This is a genomic window from Streptomyces sp. NPDC060205 (assembly GCF_042728395.1).
In the GTDB taxonomy this organism is placed as follows: Bacteria; Actinomycetota; Actinomycetes; order Streptomycetales; family Streptomycetaceae; genus Streptomyces.
On sequence record NZ_JBHWZP010000060.1, the window covers coordinates 1 to 15,980 of the forward strand.

Consider the following 15,980-nt stretch of genomic DNA (forward strand, 5'->3'; position numbering starts at 1 on the left):
GTTCCGCCCGGAACCGGGGCCCACGCCGTTCCCGGGGCACGCTCGGACGGGCACGCCGCGCAGATACTCCGTCGCAGCCTGTGGATAACTCCGACGCTGTCGGTGCGGACCCCTATCGTGGACGCAGTGGTCGAGGCGCGACGTACGGGGGACGGGACGATGGGCGGGACGGGTGTGATGACAGAGGTGGCGGAGAGCGAAGCGCTCGCAACGCTCCACCGGGTCTTCGGGTACGAGGCCTTCCGCGGCGAGCAGGAAGCCGTCATCGAGCATGTGGTGAGCGGCGGGGACGCGGTCGTCCTCATGCCCACCGGCGGCGGAAAGTCGCTCTGCTACCAGATTCCGGCCCTGGTCAGACCGGGTACGGGTGTGGTGGTCTCGCCGCTCATCGCACTGATGCAGGACCAGGTGGACGCGCTGCGGGCGCTCGGCGTGCGCGCCGGGTTCATGAACTCCACGCAGGACTTCGACGAGCGGCGCACGGTCGAGGCCGAGTTCCTCGCGGGCGAGCTCGACCTGATCTACCTCGCGCCGGAGCGGCTGCGCCTGGAGTCCACGCTCGACCTCCTCAAGCGCGGAAAGATCTCCGTCTTCGCGATCGACGAGGCGCACTGCGTCTCCTCGTGGGGCCACGACTTCCGCCCCGACTACCTCTCGCTCTCCCTGCTGGGCGAGCGCTGGCCGGACGTCCCGCGCATCGCGCTGACCGCGACGGCCACGCACGCGACGCACCGGGAGATCACCGAGCGCCTGGGCATGCCGGACGCCCGCCACTTCGTGGCCAGCTTCGACCGGCCCAACATCCAGTACCGCATCGTGCCGAAGGCCGACCCCAAGAAGCAGCTGCTGGCCTTCCTCCAGGAGGAGCACGCGGGCGACGCGGGCATCGTGTACTGCCTGTCGCGCAACTCGGTGGAGAAGACGGCCGAGTTCCTCGCCCGCAACGGCATCGCGGCGGTGCCGTACCACGCGGGCCTCGACTCGGGCACGCGCGCCGCCCACCAGTCGCGGTTCCTGCGCGAGGAGGGCCTGGTGGTGTGCGCGACCATCGCCTTCGGCATGGGCATCGACAAGCCGGACGTCCGTTTCGTCGCCCACCTGGATCTGCCCAAGTCCGTCGAGGGCTACTACCAGGAGACGGGCCGCGCGGGCCGTGACGGGATGCCGTCCACGGCCTGGATGGCCTACGGCCTGAACGACGTCATACAACAGCGCAAGATGATCCAGTCGAGCGAGGGCGACGAGGCGTTCCGCCGCCGCGCCGCCGCGCACCTCGAAGCGATGCTCGCGCTGTGCGAGACCGCCCGGTGCCGGCGCGGTCAGCTGCTCACCTACTTCGGCCAGGACGACGTGGCCGAGGCGTGCGGGAACTGCGACACCTGCCTGGTCCCGCCGGAGACCTGGGACGGCACGGTCGCGGCCCAGAAGGTGCTGTCCACCGTGGTGCGGCTGCAGCGCGAGCGGGGGCAGAAGTTCGGGGCGATCCAGATCGTCGACATCCTGCTCGGGCGCAAGACGGCCAAGGTCATCCAGTTCGACCACGACCAGCTGTCCGTCTTCGGCATCGGCGAGGAACTGGACGAGGGCGCGTGGCGCGGTGTAGTCCGGCAGATGCTGGCCCAGGGTCTCCTCGCGGTCGAGGGCGCGTACGGGACGCTGGTCCTGACCGAGGCGAGCGGGACGGTGCTGCGGCGCGAGCGGGAGGTGCCGCTGCGCAAGGAGCAGCCGAAGCCGGCGACGTCCCGCGGCTCGTCCTCCTCGTCCGGTTCCGGCCGGGCCGAACGCAAGGCGAAGGCGGCAGCCGCGGCGGCCGAGATGCCCTCCGAACTGCTCCCCGCCTTCGAGGCGCTGCGCTCCTGGCGCGCGGGCCAGGCCAAGGAACAGGGCGTCCCGGCGTACGTCATCTTCCACGACGCGACCCTGCGGGAGATCGCCACGCTGTGGCCCACCTCGGTCCCGGAGCTGGGCGGCATCAGCGGCATCGGCGAGAAGAAACTGGCGACGTACGGGGAGGGCGTGGTCGGGGTCCTCGCAGCCCTGGACAAGCCCACAGGAACCGACAAGCCGACCCCGCAACGCCGCAGCGACGGCGACCCCGACCTCCACTGGCCAGAAATGGAACCGGAACCAGAACCGGAGGACTGGGACGCGTAGCGGCCCCGCCCCGAAGGGGCGCGGGGAACTGCGCGACCAGCCCCCACCGGGCCGCACTCGACACGTTTCCGCAAGCCCTGCCCTTCAGGGGCGCGGGGAACTGCGCGACCAGCCCCCACCGGCCCGCGCGTCACGTCACAACGCCCGTGACGCGTAGGCCCTGACATCCGCGTCGGTGTCCGCCGAGACGCCGGCGAGCGCCGTCCGCGCGGCTTCGGCCACCGCGGTCGAGTCGTCGGCGGCCTTCGAACCCGCGTGCCGGACGAGCGCCAGCACCGCCGCCTTGCGGACGTCCGCGTTCGGATCGCCCAGCGCCTCGGCGAGCGCCGGCACGGCAACGTTGGCATCCGCGACGGACAGCGCGGCGGCGGCCCCCGCCCGCACCTGCCACGCGGGGTCGGACAGGGCACGGACGGCCCGCGCGGCCGACCCCGCCGAGCCCCCCGCCCCGCCCAGCGAGGCGAAGGCGGCACCGCGGACCAACGCATCCGCGTCCTCGGTGAGCCGGTCGAGCGCACCGAGGACGACACCGGCCCCGGCGCCCGCGCTCACCGTGGCCAGCGCCTTGGCCACGGTGACCCGCACCTCGCGGGAGGGGTCGGCCGCCGCCAGGGCCAGGGCGTCGGCCGCGTCGACCGACACCAGCGCCCGGACCGCCTCGATGCGGACGGAGACGTCGGGGTCGTCCAGCGCGGGGGCGAAGAGGTCGGCGTCGCCCAGCCGCAGGGCCCGCAGCACGTCGAGCGCGGCGGCGCGCACGACGGGGTCGGGCTGGGCGAGGGCGAGCGTGAGCGGGTCGCGCAGCGCCGGTTCGGGTGTGAGCGTCTCGACGAGTTCGCGCAGCGAGGCCGCGGCGGCGGCCCGTACGGCAGGGTCGGCGTCGGCGAGCGCACCGGCCAGCGCGGGACCCGTACCGACGGGGGCGGTCTCGGTGAGCACGGCGACGGCCGCCCGTCGCACGGCGGGCTCGGGGTCGCCGAGATGGGGCAGGACGGCACCGAGTTCGGGCTCCTCCTCGGCGAGGGCGAGAAGTTCGAGGAGCCGCGGCGAGGCACCGGCGGCGGCCTGAGCCTGCGGGCCGGTGTCGATACCGGCCGCGCCGGCGACGGCCGCCACGGAAACGGCTGTCCCGGAAACGGCCGTTGCGGCAGTGGTGGGCCCGGCGGCCACCGGCGCCGCGTCCCGGGCGCCGGCCGTGGCCACCCCCTCGGGGTGGACCTCGCCGATGTGCCGGGACGGCCCTCCCACGGGGGCGAAACCGTCGACGGGGACGGCGTAGGGAGCGACGGGACGAGCGGTGAAAGTCATCGAACCGGAGGGGGACTTGTGCAGGTCGAGGTGGTGGAACCAGGAGGAGTCGTCGCGCGCGGGATGGTCCGTGCGGTCGTGGTAGAGACCCCAGCGGGACTCGGTGCGGGCCAGCGAGGAACGGGCCGCCATCTCCGCGCAGTCGCGGATGAAGGTCACCTCCGCGCACCGCATCAGCTCGTGCGGAGTACGCCCGCCCATCTCGGCGATGTCCGCGCGCATCCGCTCGAAGGACTCCAGGGCGAGCGACAGCCGCGCCCCGGACTTGGGAGGGGCGACGTAGTCGTTCACGAAACGGCGGAGCTTGTACTCGACCTGGGTCTGGGGCGGCCCGTCCGGATTGCGCAGCGGACGGTAGACCAGCTCGTGCGCCTCGCGCAGCTGGTCCTGCGGCAACTCGCCCTCGTGGGCGCGGTACTGCGCCGCGTCCGCCCCCGCGAGATCCCCGAACACGAACGCGCCGATCATGTAGTTGTGCGGGACACAGGCCAGGTCCCCGGCGGCGTACAGCCGCGGCACGGTCGTACGGGCCTGGTCGTCGACCCGTACGCCCGAGGCGGAGTGGCCGCCGCACAGACCGATCTCGGAGATGTGCATCTCGACGTCGTGCGTGCGGTAGTCGTGGCCGCGCCCGGCGTGGAAGGTGCCGCGGGTGGGCCGCTCGGTGGAGTGCAGGATCGACTCCAGCGAGGCGATCGACTCCTCGGGGAGATGGCTGAGCTTGAGGTAGACGGGGCCGCGGTCGGAGGCGACCTCCGCGGCGAACTCCGCCATCATCTGCCCCGACCAGTAGTCGGAGTCGACGAAGCGCTCGCCGTGCCGGTTGACCTGGTAGCCGCCGAAGGGATTGGCGACGTACGCGCAGGCGGGGCCGTTGTAGTCCTTGATCAGCGGATTGATCTGGAAGCATTCGATACCGGTGAGTTCGGCGCCCGCGTGGTAGGCCATGGCGTAGCCGTCACCGGCGTTCGTCGGGTTCTCGTACGTCCCGTAGAGGTAGCCGGAGGCGGGCAGGCCGAGCCGGCCGCAGGCACCGGTCGCCAGGATCACCGCGCCCGCGCGGACGGTGACGAACTGCCCGGTACGGGTGTTGAAACCCGCCGCGCCCACCGCCCGCCCGCCGTCGGTCAGTACGCGCACCGGCATCACGCGGTTCTCGATCCGGATGCGTTCGCGCATCTCGCGCCGCCGCAGCTGCCGGTAGAGGACCTTCTTCACGTCCTTGCCCTCGGGCATCGGCAGCACGTACGAGCCGGACCGGTGGACCTGGCGGACCGCGTACTCGCCGTACTCGTCCTTCTCGAACTTCACGCCGTACGACTCCAGCCGCTGGACCATAGCGAAGCCGCGGGTGGCGGTCTGGCGGACGGTGGACTGGTCGACGATGCCGTCGTTGGCGCGGGTGATCTCGGCGACGTAGTCGTCGGGTTCGGCGCGGCCGGGGACGACCGCGTTGTTGACGCCGTCCATGCCCATGGCGAGCGCGCCGGAGTGCCGCACGTGCGCCTTCTCCAGGAGGAGCACGTCGGCCCCGTGCTCGGCGGCGGTCAGCGCCGCCATCGTGCCGGCCGTACCGCCGCCGATGACGAGGACGTCGCAGGAGAGCTCCTCGGCGTCACCGAGAGCGGGGATCTCCACAAGGGTGCCCGGAGCGTCCGGGCCGGCCGGGGTTTTCACCAAGGTGCCTTTCAGGTGCTGAGGGAGGTGAGGACTGCGCGCCGCAGGGCCACCCGCGCCGGGTCGTCGTGCGCCGTACGGTCGCGGGGGTGGGGCACCTCGCGTACGGCGGTCAGCCGGCCGGCTCCGAGGAGCGCCACGCGGTCCCCGAGGAACAGGGCCTCGTCCACGTCGTGGGTGACGAAGACGACGGTGGCGCCCGTGCCGTGCAGCACCTCCACCAGCAGGTCCTGCATGCCGGCGCGGGTCTGGGCGTCGAGGGCGCCGAACGGTTCGTCCATCAGGACGGCGCGCGGACGCGCGGCGAGCGCGCGGGCCAGCTGCGCGCGCTGGCGCTGGCCCCCGGAGACGCGGTGCGGCAACTGCCCCGACCGGTCGGCGAGTCCGACCCGGTCGAGCCAGGACCCGGCCTGCCTCCTGCGTTCGGCGCGCGGCACGCCCTGGACGGCCAGCGGGAGTTCGACGTTGGCGCGCAAGGTGCGCCAGGGGAGCAGGGCGTCTTCCTGGAAGACCAGCGCGCGGGTGGCCGCCGGTCCCTCGATCCGCCGGCCGTCCTGTTCCACGGTCCCGGCCAGGGCGGGCAGCAGTCCGGCCAGGGTGCGCAGCAGCGTCGACTTGCCGCAGCCCGAGGAGCCGACGACGGTGAGGATCTCGCCCGGCGAGACGTCCAGGTCGACGGCATGGAGGGCGGTGGAGTCGGGGCGGCCGAGGGTGGCCGCACGGAGGGTGAGCCGGGTGCCGCGTACCGGCGCGGGCTCGTCCGCCGGAGCTGCCGGGGCCACCGGAGCCGCCGGGGCCGGTCCGGTGGACGTGCGGGTCTCAGACGAGGTGCTCATCGCGGGCCTCCTCGGGCCGGACGGCGGTGGGGGCGGGGCCGGTCGGAGCAGGGCGCCCGGGTGTCCTGGCGCGTGCCCCGGGGACGTACGAGGTGCGGGGGAGCCAGCGGGTCAGGCGCCGGCCGAGGAGTTCCACGGCCGTGGAGGTGAGCCAGCCCAGGACGCCGATCGTCACCATGCCGACGAAGACGCCGGGGTAGTCGACGACGGTGTAGTCCTGCCAGGTGCGGTAGCCGACGCCGTACTGGCCGGAGATCATCTCGGCGGAGATCACACAGATCCACGAGACGCCGATGCCGACCGAGAGGCCGCCGAAGATGCCGGGCAGGGCGCCCGGCAGGACCACGGTGGCGAGGATCCGGCCGCGCCCGCCGCCCATGGTGCGCACCGCCTCCTCCCAGACGGGGGTCAGCGCGCGGACCGCGTGCCGGGTGGAGACGAGCACGGGGAAGAAGGCTGCCGCGCAGGTGATGAAGACGATGCCCTGTTCGTTGCTGGGGAACAGCAGGATCGCCACCGGGACGAGGGCGATCGCGGGGATCGGCCTGAGCACTTCGAGGAGCGGGCCGAGCAGGTCCTCGGCGAGCCGGGAGCGGGCCACGGCCACGCCGGTCGCGATGCCGAGGACGGCCGCCAGGAGGAAGCCGGTGAGGATCCGGGTGAGGCTGTCGGTGAGGTCCGTCCAGTAGTCGTCCCCGCCGAGCCGTTCGCCGAAGGCGCGGGCCACGTCGGCGACGGTCGGGAACTGCGAGAACCGCAGCCACAGGTCCACGTCCAGGCTGGTCAGCAACTGCCAGGCGACCAGGGCGGTGGCGAGGGAGGCGGCGCGCAGCGCGTAGCGGGCCGCTCCGGTGCGCCCCCTCACGACGACTCCGGAGCGTCCGCCGCACGCGCCAGCGCCTCGGCGTACGGGACCGTGCGCGCGCCCTCGTGCCCGGCGGCGTACGCCCGCGCGGCGGACGCCGTGACAAACGGAAGCAGCGCGTCTTTGTCGGCGACCCAGACGGCCTTGTCGGCGAACCAGAGGGTGCCGGTGGTGGTGTCGGGGACGTACGCGGCACGGACGGAGGCCTTGTGCGCGAAGACGTGACGCAGGAGAGCGGAGGGCGACGTGAAGGTACGGGTCTCGATGGCGCCCTCGGTCCACACCTCGCTCGCGGCGGCGGGAGGTGCCGCGGTGAGCTGTTCGGCGTACGCGCTCGTGCCCAGGGCGCGCTTGACGTACCGGTCGTCCACGAAGGCGTCCACGTCGACGTCCCCGACGAGCTTCGCGGACTTCAGGACGGCGACGTCCTTCTTCAGGGCGGAGATCAGCCGGGGCTGCAGTGCCAGGCCGAAGGTGGCGATGCCGTGCCCGCCGTTGTAGAGGTGGACGACCTCGGCGGGCAGTCCGGTCGCCTTCGCGACCTTCTCCGACGCGCTCACCGGGTGGTCGTGGAGGTAGTCCGTCGCCTGCGACTGCGCCTTGAGGAACGCTTCGAGGACGGCGGGGCGCTCCTTCGCGAAGTCCTGGCGGGCGGTGACGCCGTGGAAGGTCGGCAGGTTCAGTTCGGCGCCGTCGTAGAGGGCTTTCGCCTTGCCCTGGAAGGCGAGCAGGCCGGGCCAGGCGACGAACTGCGAGAGCGCGTCCGCGCTGCCCGCCGAGAGCGCCGAAGCCCCCACCGCGGGCTGCTGGTTGAGCTTGTCGATGTCGTCCTGCGGGTCGATCCCGGCGCGCTGCAGGGCCCGTACGAGGGTGCCGTCGGCCGCCGAGCCGATGCTCGTCGACACCTTCTTGCCGCGCAGGTCCTTCAGCGAGGAGAGCTTCGAGTCCGGTGCGGTGACGATGGTGTTGAGGCCGCCGCGCAGGTTGTAGCCGGTGACGGAGACGAGGCGGGTGGGGCGGCCGAGCTGGGTGCCGCGGGCCGCGTTGATCAGCAGCGGGAAGTCGCCCATCGAACCGATGTCGATCTTCCCGGCGGTCATCTGCGCGGTGATCGGGGCGCCGGTCGCGTAGTCCTGCCAGTTCACCTTGTAGGTCCTGCCGTCGCCCAGCGCGTTCAGCTGCTTCTCGAAGTAGCCGAGGGAGCGCAGGAGGGTGCCCGCGGTGACCGTGTTGATGGTCTTGGACTGGTAGCCGACGGTGACGGTGACCGTGGAGCCGTCACCGGCCTCGGCGTCGCCGCCGCAGCCGGCCAGCGGGAGCAGCAGGGCGACGGCGGTGACCGCGACCGCGGAGCGCCTCGGGGGCACGCGTTTCTTGGAGGTCATGGGGGTTCGGGCCTCTCACCGGAGCAGATAGGGCATGTTGACCGTGACGGCTCCGGTGGGACAGCGGGCCGCGCACGGGCCGCAGTACCAGCACTCGTCGACGTGCATGTAGGCCTTGCCGTTGCTTTCGTCGATGGCGAGGGAGTCCAGCGGGCACATGTCCACACAGAGCGTGCAGCCGTCGATGCACTTCGACTCGTCGATGGTCACGGGCACGTCGGCCCGCTGGGGCGCCAAGGGCATGGCTGTCTCCAGGGAAGTCCCGCCGGAGCGGGCGAGGGGGTGAAGGAGTCAGAGCGAGCGGCGCAGCAGACCGCTCATCGTGATGCGGTCGCCGCGGAAGCGGATGAACTCCAGGTCGACGGGGCGGCCGTCGGCGAGGTGCGTGAGACGTTCCAGCATCAGGACGGCCGAGCCGCGCGGGGCCTGCAGCACGGTCGCGGAGTGCGCGTCGGCGTTGACGGCCTCCAGGGTGATCTCGGCGTGTCCGAGCGGCTGTCCGGTGATGGCTTCCAGGAGGCGGAAGACGTCGGTGTTCTCCAGGTCGGCGCCGAGCAGGGCGGTGCCGAGGTCGAGCGGGATGTAGGTGAGGTCGAGGGAGAGCGGGAGACCGTTCAGCCGCCTGAGCCGTTCGATGTAGAGGACGTCGGAGCCGACGGGTACGCGCAGGCGCTCGGCGACCGGGGCCGGTGCGGCGACGGGGCCGGCCGAGCGGACCTCGTTGCTGACCCGGCCGTGTTCGCGCAGGGTCTCCGCGAGTCCCATCAGCCGGTCGAGCCCGTGCGGGTACTTCTCGGCGACGACGACCGTGCCGACGCCGGGCAGCCGTTCCACCAGGCCCTCGGCCCGCAGCAGGTCGAGGGCCTGGCGCACGGTGTTGCGCGTGGTGCGGTAGTCGGCGCCGATGGCGGTCTCGTGCGGCAGCGTGCCGTCCGGGAAGCCGCCCGTCAGCACCTGCTGGCGCAGCAGGTCGGCGAGCTGCCTGGCCTGGTCCGCACGCAGCCTGCGCCGGTGGGCGGCGACGGTGGTCGCGCCCTGGCCGGCGTGCTCTCGGATGCGTTCGGTGGGCATGCGACGGACCATACCCAGGGGGTGGGGGAGTTGGTGTTGCCGGAGTGTTGCGCCACCGGTCGCTCCGCGGGGTGGGCGGTTGAGCTGGGCTTATGCCCGGGGGGCAGCAAGATCTGCCACTGCGCTGGCCGCTTGGGTGTGCCGGATTCGCTGACGCGGGGTCGTTGGTCGGGTGCGGCCCGGTGGGGGCTGGTCGCGCAGTTCCCCGCGCCCCTGACGGGCGCCCCCGCCGGGCGGCCCTGACGGGCGCCCTGGCGGGCGGCCCTTGAGGGTGCTCCTGGCGGGGACGGTCGGTACGTGCACGGGTGCGGGCCCGGTGGGGGCTGGTCGCGCAGTTCCCCGCGCCCCTGAAGGGCCGGCTACGCGGTTGGCACCACCCTGCCTGTTACCTCGCCGAGGGCGACCCGGGTGCCGTGGGGGCCCGGGGCCCAGGCCGTCAGGGTTACCACGTCGTCGTCCTCCAGGAACGTTCGCTTGCCGGTGGGGAGTTCGAGGGTGTCCCGGCCGTTCCAGGTCAGTTCGAGGAGCGAACCCCGTTCGCCGTCCTCGGCCCCGCTCACCGTGCCCGACCCGTACAGGTCGCCCGTGCGCAGCGAGGCCCCGTTCACGGTCATGTGGGCCAGCTGCTGCGCGGCCGTCCAGTACATCGTGGAGAACGGCGGCTCGGACACCACGTGACCGTTGACGGCGACGGAGATGCGCAGGTCGTAGCCGCCCGGGTCCTCCGAGGCTTCCTCGGTGGTGTCGTCCAGGTAGGGCAGGAGGGGGTGCGTGCGCGTGGGGGGCGCGACCCGGGCGTCCTCCAGTGCGTCGAGCGGTGTGATCCAGGCCGACACCGACGTGGCGAAGGACTTGCCGAGGAAGGGGCCGAGAGGGACGTACTCCCAGGCCTGGAGGTCGCGCGCGGACCAGTCGTTGAGGAGGCAGAGCCCGAAGACGTGGTCGCGGAAGTCGCCCAGCGGCACCGGCGTGCCCATCGGGGAGGGCGTGCCGACGACGAAGCCGACCTCCGCCTCGATGTCCAGCCGCACGGACGGCCCGAAGACCGGCGCCGGGTCCGCCGGAGCCTTGCGCTGGCCCGCGGGGCGTACGACGTCGGTCCCGGAGACCACCACCGTGCCCGACCGGCCGTGGTAACCGATCGGCAGGTGCTTCCAGTTGGGGGTCAGGGAGTCCTCGGCGTCGGGGCGGAAGATCTGGCCGACGTTGCGGGCGTGGTTCTCGGAGGCGTAGAAGTCGACGTAGTCGGCCACCTCGAAGGGGAGATGGAGGGTCACCTCGGAGAGCGGGTGCATCAGGGGCGCGACGGTCTCGCGGTGGGCGGGCACCGTCACCCACGCGGTGAGCGCCCGCCGGACGTCCGACCACGCCGTGCGGCCGGCCGCGAGGAGCGGGTTGAGGGTGGGGCGGGCGAGCAGGGCGGCGTACGGGGAGCCCAGTTCCACCGCGGCGGCACCCGCGTCCAGGACGTGGTCGCCCAGCCGTACGCCCACACTCCGGCGGCCCGCGCCGTCCGGGGAGCCGTCCGGAGCGCTGTTCAGGGAGAAGACGCCGTACGGAAGATTGTGCGGGCCGAAGGGATCGCCCTCGGGGACATCGAAGGGGGGCATGGGGTGCTGCCTCGCTTTCCGTGTGGGTGGAGCACACGTTACGGGGAGGCGCCGCCTGAGGGCAGTGTCTAAAGAGTTCGCAATGTCCGATTAAGGGTGGGGTCGGAGGGGTTCATTCCGGCTTAGCTTCCTTCAGGGGGGCACGGACGGGGTGGGTCCGGGTCCAGAGATGTGTGGGACACGTGGGGGGACCCGTGGCCAAAAGCTCTGCCAGCGTGCCGTTGTACCTGGACCGGGAAGTACCCGGCCTGATCGTGAAGTTCGGCCACTACCCGCTGCACCACGGCGGAGTGGGCGCGATCCGCAGCCTGGGACGGCTGGGGGTCCCGATGTACGCGATCACCGAGGACAGATACACGCCTGCCGCGGTCTCGCGCCATCTGCGGCGCGCGTTCGTCTGGCCGACCACGGGGACGGAGCGGGCGGAGCGGCTCGTCGAGGGCCTGCTGCGGGTCGGGCGCAGGATCGGCCGCCCGGCGGTCCTCATCCCGACCGACGAGGAGGCCGCGGTCCTGATCGCCGAGCACCAGGCCGAGCTCACGGGAAACTTCCTGTTCCCCAGGGTGGGGGCCGCGCTGCCCCGGCGCCTGGCCAGCAAGCAGGGGCTGCACGAACTCTGCGTCGAGCACGGCGTCCCCAGCCCGGAGGCGGCGTTCCCCCGGTCGTACGGGGAGATCGAGGACTTCGCCGCGAAGGCGAGGTTCCCGCTCGTGGCCAAGAACCGGGAGGCGTTCGTGCGCCGCGCGCGGCCGGCCGTGCACGGGACGACGCGCATCGCCACCCAGGAGGGCCTGTTACGGCTCGCCCGCGACTGGGGCGAGCCGCCCGGCGTGATCCTCCAGGAGTATCTGCCGAGGGAGGATGCCGAGGACTGGATCGTGCACGCCTACTTCGACGCGGACTCGGCGCCGCTCGCGATGTTCACCGGCGTCAAGGTCCGCTCCTGGCCCCCGCACGCGGGCATGACGGCGAACGCGTACGTCGTCGACAACCCGGAACTGGCGGACCTGGCCGCGCGGTTCATCAAGCAGATCGGCTTCAGCGGTGTCGTCGACCTCGACCTGCGCTTCGACCGCCGCGACGGCCGGTACAAACTGCTGGACTTCAATCCGCGGATGGGCGCCCAGTTCCGGCTCTTCGAGAACGAGTCGGGGATCGACGTCATCCGCGCCATGCATCTGGATCTCACCGGCCGGGCCGTTCCGGAGGGGGAACAGCTCGCCGGCCGCCGCTACATCGTGGAGAACATCGACCTGCCGGCCCTGCTCGCGTACCGCCGCAGCGGCTACACGACACCGCACGCTCCCGACCGCGCGAGCGGTACGGAGCTGGCGTGGCTGGCGGCGGACGACCTGCGGCCGTTCTTCACGATGCTCGCGCGCTTCGTACGGCCCGGCGCGAAGCATCTGTACCAGCTGTGGAGGGACGGCCGCCGCGGCGCCCGGGCGGCGCCAAGCCATCGGTGACCACGGCCGGTCCGCGACGGGCCGGCGGAGCGGGGGAGCGGGGGAGAAGCAGGCCCGCAGCCGTGGAGGGCGGCTGCGGGTGACCACGGACTGACGAAGTGGCGTTCTGGGGAGGGGACTTCGTGATGGAGCCGGTGGCAGTGATCGGTGCCGGGCCTTTCGGCCTGTCCACCGCCGCGCATCTGAGGGCGCGCGGCATTCCGGTACGGGTGTTCGGTGAACCCATGGTGAGCTGGCGGGCGAACATGCCCGAGGGGATGCTCCTCAAGTCGACACCGGCCGCCTCGAACATCGACGCCCCGCAGCCGGGGCACGATCTCGTCGACTACTGCGAGGCGGCGGGCGTTCGCCGCCTGGTCACGGACGAGGACATCATCCCGGTCGAGACGTTCGTCGCGTACGGGCAGTGGTTCCAGCAGCGGCTCGTGCCGGAACTGGAACGGGTGCGCGTCGTCTCGGTCGACCGCCGCTCCGACCTGCGGGAGAACCGTCGCGGGAGGCGTGCCACCGCCGGGAGGGGACCCGGCGGCGGATCGGGTGGAGGGCCCGGGGGCTTCGAACTCAAGCTGGACTCGGGGGAGGTGTTCACCGCCCGGGCGGTCGTCGTGGCGACCGGTCTGTCCGGTTTCGCGCACCTGCCCCGTGAACTGGCCGTGGCCGCGCCCGACGGGCCGACACCCACCGGTCCGGTCTCGCACAGCTCGCAACTGCACGACCTGTCCCGGTTCTCCGGCAAGGAGCTGATCGTCGTCGGCGCGGGCCAGTCCGCCCTGGAGACGGCGGCGCTCGCCGCCGAGACGGGCGCACACGTGCGCGTGGTGGCGCGCGGAAAGGGGTCTGTCGACTTCGGCGCGCCCCCGTGGCAGCAGCCGTTGCTGCGCCCCGAGTCGCCGTTCGGCCGGGCCTGGTCGCTGTGGGCCCTCACCTACTACCCCCAGCCGTACCGCCATCTGCCCCCGCCCGTGCGGCACTTCCTGGTCCGCAGTGTCCTCGGCCCGCTCGGCGCCTGGTGGTTGCGCGACCGGTTCGAGGACAAGGTGCGGGTGAGCGAGGTGGCGCGCATCCTCCGCGCCTCCGGCGGGTCGGCCGGGCGGCCCGCCCTCACCGTCCGGACCCTCGGGGGCCGCATCGAGGAACTCTCCGCGGACCACGTCGTCGCCGCGACCGGCTATCGCGTCGACCTCGCCGCGATGGACTTCCTCGGCCATGAGCTGCGGACACGGCTGGCCGTCAGCCGCGGGACACCGAGGCTGGGCGCCGGATTCAGCTCCTCCGTGCCCGGTCTGTACTTCACGGGGCTGCCGGCCGCGGCCTCGTACGGCCCGGTGATGCGGTTCGTGTGCGGGACGGAGTTCGCCTCGCCGCGGCTGGTCCGGCATCTGGCGGCACGGCACCGCTGAACCCGGGGCGCGGGCGCGCTCGGTGGGAGCGCGCGCGGGCGCACGCGGGCGGTCTGGAGGGGGCGTGAATCAGGTCGGCCCGGTGGCCGATATGTCATGGGATCGGCCTGAACTCCAGGGGTCTGCTGGGGCCCGCGACGACGCGTGGGACGGTCGGGGTGCCGGACGACGTCCGGTTCCCGTCGAGTCGCTGGGGGATTCGATCCGTATTCTCTGATCATGGCCCCACCGATTGCATATTCACTCATCGCCACTGACCTGGACGGGACGCTGCTGCGCGGCGACGACACCCTCTCGGACCGGTCGCGCGCGGCGCTGGCGATGGCGGTCGGGGCAGGCGCCCGGCACCTCGTGGTGACGGGGCGCCCCGCCCCGCGCGTACGGCCGCTGCTGGACGAACTCGGCAGCCAGGGGCTCGCGGTGTGCGGACAGGGCGCGCAGTTGTACGACGCCGGCGCGGACCGCATGGTGTGGTCCGTCACGCTCGAACGGGAGCTGGCCGAGGTCGCTCTCGGCAAGATCGAGGCGGAGGTCGGCGAGGTGTACGCGGCCGTCGACCAGGACGGGGTCGACGGACTCACGCTCATCGAGCCGGGGTACGAGATGCCCCACCCGACGCTGCCGGCGGTACGGGTGCTGCGGCGCGACGACCTGTGGACCCGGCCCATCAGCAAGGTGCTGCTGCGGCATTCCCTGCTCTCCGACGACGAGTTGGCGTCCGCCGCCCGTGGAGCGGTCGGTTCCCTCGCCACCGTGACGATGTCGGGGCCCGGGACCGTCGAACTCCAGCCATGCGGCATCACGAAGGCCACGGGCCTCGCGCTCGCCGCCGGCCGGCTGGGCCTGACGTCGGCGCAGACCATCGCCTTCGGGGACATGCCGAACGACATCCCGATGTTCGACTGGGCGGCGCGCGGGGTGGCGATGGCCAACGCGCATCCCGAACTCAAGTCCGTCGCCGACGAGATCACCCTCTCGAACGAGGACGACGGCATCGCGGTGGTCCTGGAGCGCATGTTCTCCACCGGCCGGACCGATCGCGCGGACGGGACCGACCGGACGGGCCGTACCGACCGGACGGGCCCCCGTGTCGGCCGGCAGGCCGGTCCGGGGGCCCGCTCGGGCGTCGGTCAGTAGGCGCCGAAGACGTTGTCGATCGAGCCGTAGCGCGCGGCGGCGTAGTTGCACGCCGCCGTGATGTTGGCGACCGGGTCGAACGGGTCCAGCGACGTACCGGTCACGTGGTAGGCCGAGAAGGTCGGGTCGATGACCTGCAGGAGCCCCTTCGAGGGTGTGCCGGCGACCGCGTTGGAGTCCCAGTTGTTCATGGCCTGCGGGTTGCCCGACGACTCGCGGATGATGTTGCGGTGGATGCCGTCGTAGGTGCCCGGGATGCCCTGCTGGGCCATGACGTCCAGGGACTGCCTGATCCAGCCGTCGAGGTCGTCGGTGTAGGTCTTCGCCGAGGCCGGGGTGACGGCGGACGCCGTGGACGCCTTGGACGCCGTGGCCGTCTTCGCCGAGGTCTGGCCGTTCTTCGTGCCCACGGTCAGCTTGAGGCCCGGCCGGATGACCCCCGGGTCGTCGCCGATGACCGCGCGGTTGGCCTTGTACAGCTTCTTCCAGTCGCCCGTGGTGTGCGCCTTGGCGATCTTGGACAGGGTGTCGCCCTGGACCACCTTGTAGGTGACCAGCGAGACCTGGGGGACCGCGTTCGGGGTGGCGGCCTGGGCGCCGGTGGCTCCCACGAGGGGGAGCGCGAGTGCGGCTCCGCCCGTCCCGGCGGCGACGATGCCACGGGTGAGGGTGCTGTTTCTGGGGCGGCGGTGCTTGCCTCGTGCGGGCATGGCGAATGTCCTCTCCGGCGCCTGCGAGGTGAGCTGTCGGGTTCGGGCTGGAGATGCCCGGCCGCGTGGGGTGCGCGACTTGACCCCTAGCCGTCCCGATGTCCGGAACGGCGGCTTACCTGGGTCCCCCGCTCCTGCCGTACGCGAGTGAATGGGTGACTGGGATTTCCGGGCGGCGGCAGGATTAGGCGATCCGTCCGGAGTGACGTGAACGTATGCGAGAGCACATGCCGTGAACAAGCCCCGCATTCACGCGGCGAGTCCAATGAACTGCCATGTCGGGTGAATATCTCTTGATCGAAACGGAAGGTGAAGTTCAACTTGCTTTCCGCAAAGGGAAATCGGCAGAGTCGGCAAAACG

12 protein-coding genes and 1 riboswitch are annotated in these 15,980 nt (G+C 72.3%); of the genes, 4 read left to right on the forward strand and 8 right to left on the reverse strand.

Annotated features, from left to right (window positions below; genetic code table 11):
• Positions 1–159 precede the first annotated feature (159 nt).
• The gene (gene recQ, locus ACFWGJ_RS13570; protein ID WP_387323404.1) at positions 160–2,154 is read left to right on the forward strand and encodes a DNA helicase RecQ; all 1,995 of its coding nucleotides are present in this window, start codon (positions 160–162) and stop codon (positions 2,152–2,154) included.
• A gap of 135 nt (positions 2,155–2,289) precedes the next feature.
• Here recQ and ACFWGJ_RS13575 read toward each other — a convergent pair whose 3' ends face one another.
• The 7 genes from ACFWGJ_RS13575 to fahA form a co-directional block, all read right to left on the reverse strand.
• Entirely contained in the window at positions 2,290–5,139 is a 2,850-nt protein-coding gene (locus ACFWGJ_RS13575) for a fumarate reductase/succinate dehydrogenase flavoprotein subunit (protein ID WP_387323344.1), read from the reverse strand.
• Positions 5,140–5,150: 11 nt separating this feature from the next.
• Positions 5,151–5,975: an ABC transporter ATP-binding protein gene (locus tag ACFWGJ_RS13580; protein WP_387323346.1), complete on the reverse strand. Its 825-nt coding sequence runs from the start codon at positions 5,973–5,975 to the stop codon at positions 5,151–5,153.
• The gene (locus ACFWGJ_RS13585; RefSeq protein ID WP_387323348.1) at positions 5,959–6,840 is read right to left on the reverse strand and encodes an ABC transporter permease; all 882 of its coding nucleotides are present in this window, start codon (positions 6,838–6,840) and stop codon (positions 5,959–5,961) included. Before ACFWGJ_RS13585 ends, ACFWGJ_RS13580 begins: the two co-directional genes overlap by 17 nt.
• A complete protein-coding gene (locus ACFWGJ_RS13590; protein ID WP_387323349.1) occupies positions 6,837–8,225 on the reverse strand; it encodes an ABC transporter substrate-binding protein in 1,389 nt (462 codons plus the stop codon). The genes ACFWGJ_RS13585 and ACFWGJ_RS13590 overlap by 4 nt, the downstream gene beginning before the upstream one ends.
• 15 nt (positions 8,226–8,240) lie before the next feature.
• Positions 8,241–8,468, reverse strand: a complete 228-nt coding sequence (locus ACFWGJ_RS13595; RefSeq protein WP_010986276.1) for a ferredoxin family protein — start codon at positions 8,466–8,468, stop codon at positions 8,241–8,243.
• Positions 8,469–8,516: 48 nt separating this feature from the next.
• On the reverse strand, positions 8,517–9,296 hold the full coding sequence (locus ACFWGJ_RS13600; RefSeq protein ID WP_387323351.1) for a GntR family transcriptional regulator: 780 nt from the start codon (positions 9,294–9,296) through the stop codon (positions 8,517–8,519).
• Between the two features lie 359 nt (positions 9,297–9,655).
• Complete coding sequence (gene fahA / locus ACFWGJ_RS13605; protein ID WP_387323352.1) at positions 9,656–10,906, reverse strand: fumarylacetoacetase; 1,251 nt, start codon at positions 10,904–10,906, stop codon at positions 9,656–9,658.
• Positions 10,907–11,121: 215 nt separating this feature from the next.
• On the opposite strand from fahA, the gene ACFWGJ_RS13610 reads away from it, so the two are divergent.
• From ACFWGJ_RS13610 to ACFWGJ_RS13620, 3 genes are all read left to right on the forward strand, one after another.
• Positions 11,122–12,372: an ATP-grasp domain-containing protein gene (locus tag ACFWGJ_RS13610; RefSeq protein ID WP_387323354.1), complete on the forward strand. Its 1,251-nt coding sequence runs from the start codon at positions 11,122–11,124 to the stop codon at positions 12,370–12,372.
• A 122-nt stretch (positions 12,373–12,494) separates the two neighbouring features.
• A complete protein-coding gene (locus tag ACFWGJ_RS13615; RefSeq protein ID WP_387323357.1) occupies positions 12,495–13,772 on the forward strand; it encodes an NAD(P)-binding domain-containing protein in 1,278 nt (425 codons plus the stop codon).
• A gap of 219 nt (positions 13,773–13,991) precedes the next feature.
• Entirely contained in the window at positions 13,992–14,909 is a 918-nt protein-coding gene (locus ACFWGJ_RS13620; protein WP_387323360.1) for an HAD family hydrolase, read from the forward strand.
• Here the strand turns inward: ACFWGJ_RS13620 and ACFWGJ_RS13625 are convergent.
• Entirely contained in the window at positions 14,903–15,619 is a 717-nt protein-coding gene (locus ACFWGJ_RS13625; protein WP_387323363.1) for a transglycosylase SLT domain-containing protein, read from the reverse strand. The two genes, ACFWGJ_RS13620 and ACFWGJ_RS13625, sit on opposite strands and share 7 nt — an antisense overlap.
• Positions 15,620–15,622: 3 nt before the next feature.
• Positions 15,623–15,787, reverse strand: a riboswitch (cyclic di-AMP (ydaO/yuaA leader).
• Between the last annotated feature and the right edge of the window lie 193 nt (positions 15,788–15,980).

Bases quoted from the DNA above. Each gene is read 5' to 3' on its own strand.
- ACFWGJ_RS13620 (WP_387323360.1), top strand. From the start codon at position 13,992: ATGGCCCCACCGATTGCATATTCACTCATCGCCACTGACCTGGACGGG.
- ACFWGJ_RS13580 (WP_387323346.1), bottom strand. From the start codon at position 5,975: ATGAGCACCTCGTCTGAGACCCGCACGTCCACCGGACCGGCCCCGGCG.
- fahA (WP_387323352.1), bottom strand. From the start codon at position 10,906: ATGCCCCCCTTCGATGTCCCCGAGGGCGATCCCTTCGGCCCGCACAAT.
- recQ (WP_387323404.1), top strand. From the start codon at position 160: ATGGGCGGGACGGGTGTGATGACAGAGGTGGCGGAGAGCGAAGCGCTC.
- ACFWGJ_RS13625 (WP_387323363.1), bottom strand. From the start codon at position 15,619: ATGCCCGCACGAGGCAAGCACCGCCGCCCCAGAAACAGCACCCTCACC.
- ACFWGJ_RS13590 (WP_387323349.1), bottom strand. From the start codon at position 8,225: ATGACCTCCAAGAAACGCGTGCCCCCGAGGCGCTCCGCGGTCGCGGTC.
- ACFWGJ_RS13600 (WP_387323351.1), bottom strand. From the start codon at position 9,296: ATGCCCACCGAACGCATCCGAGAGCACGCCGGCCAGGGCGCGACCACC.
- ACFWGJ_RS13595 (WP_010986276.1), bottom strand. From the start codon at position 8,468: ATGCCCTTGGCGCCCCAGCGGGCCGACGTGCCCGTGACCATCGACGAG.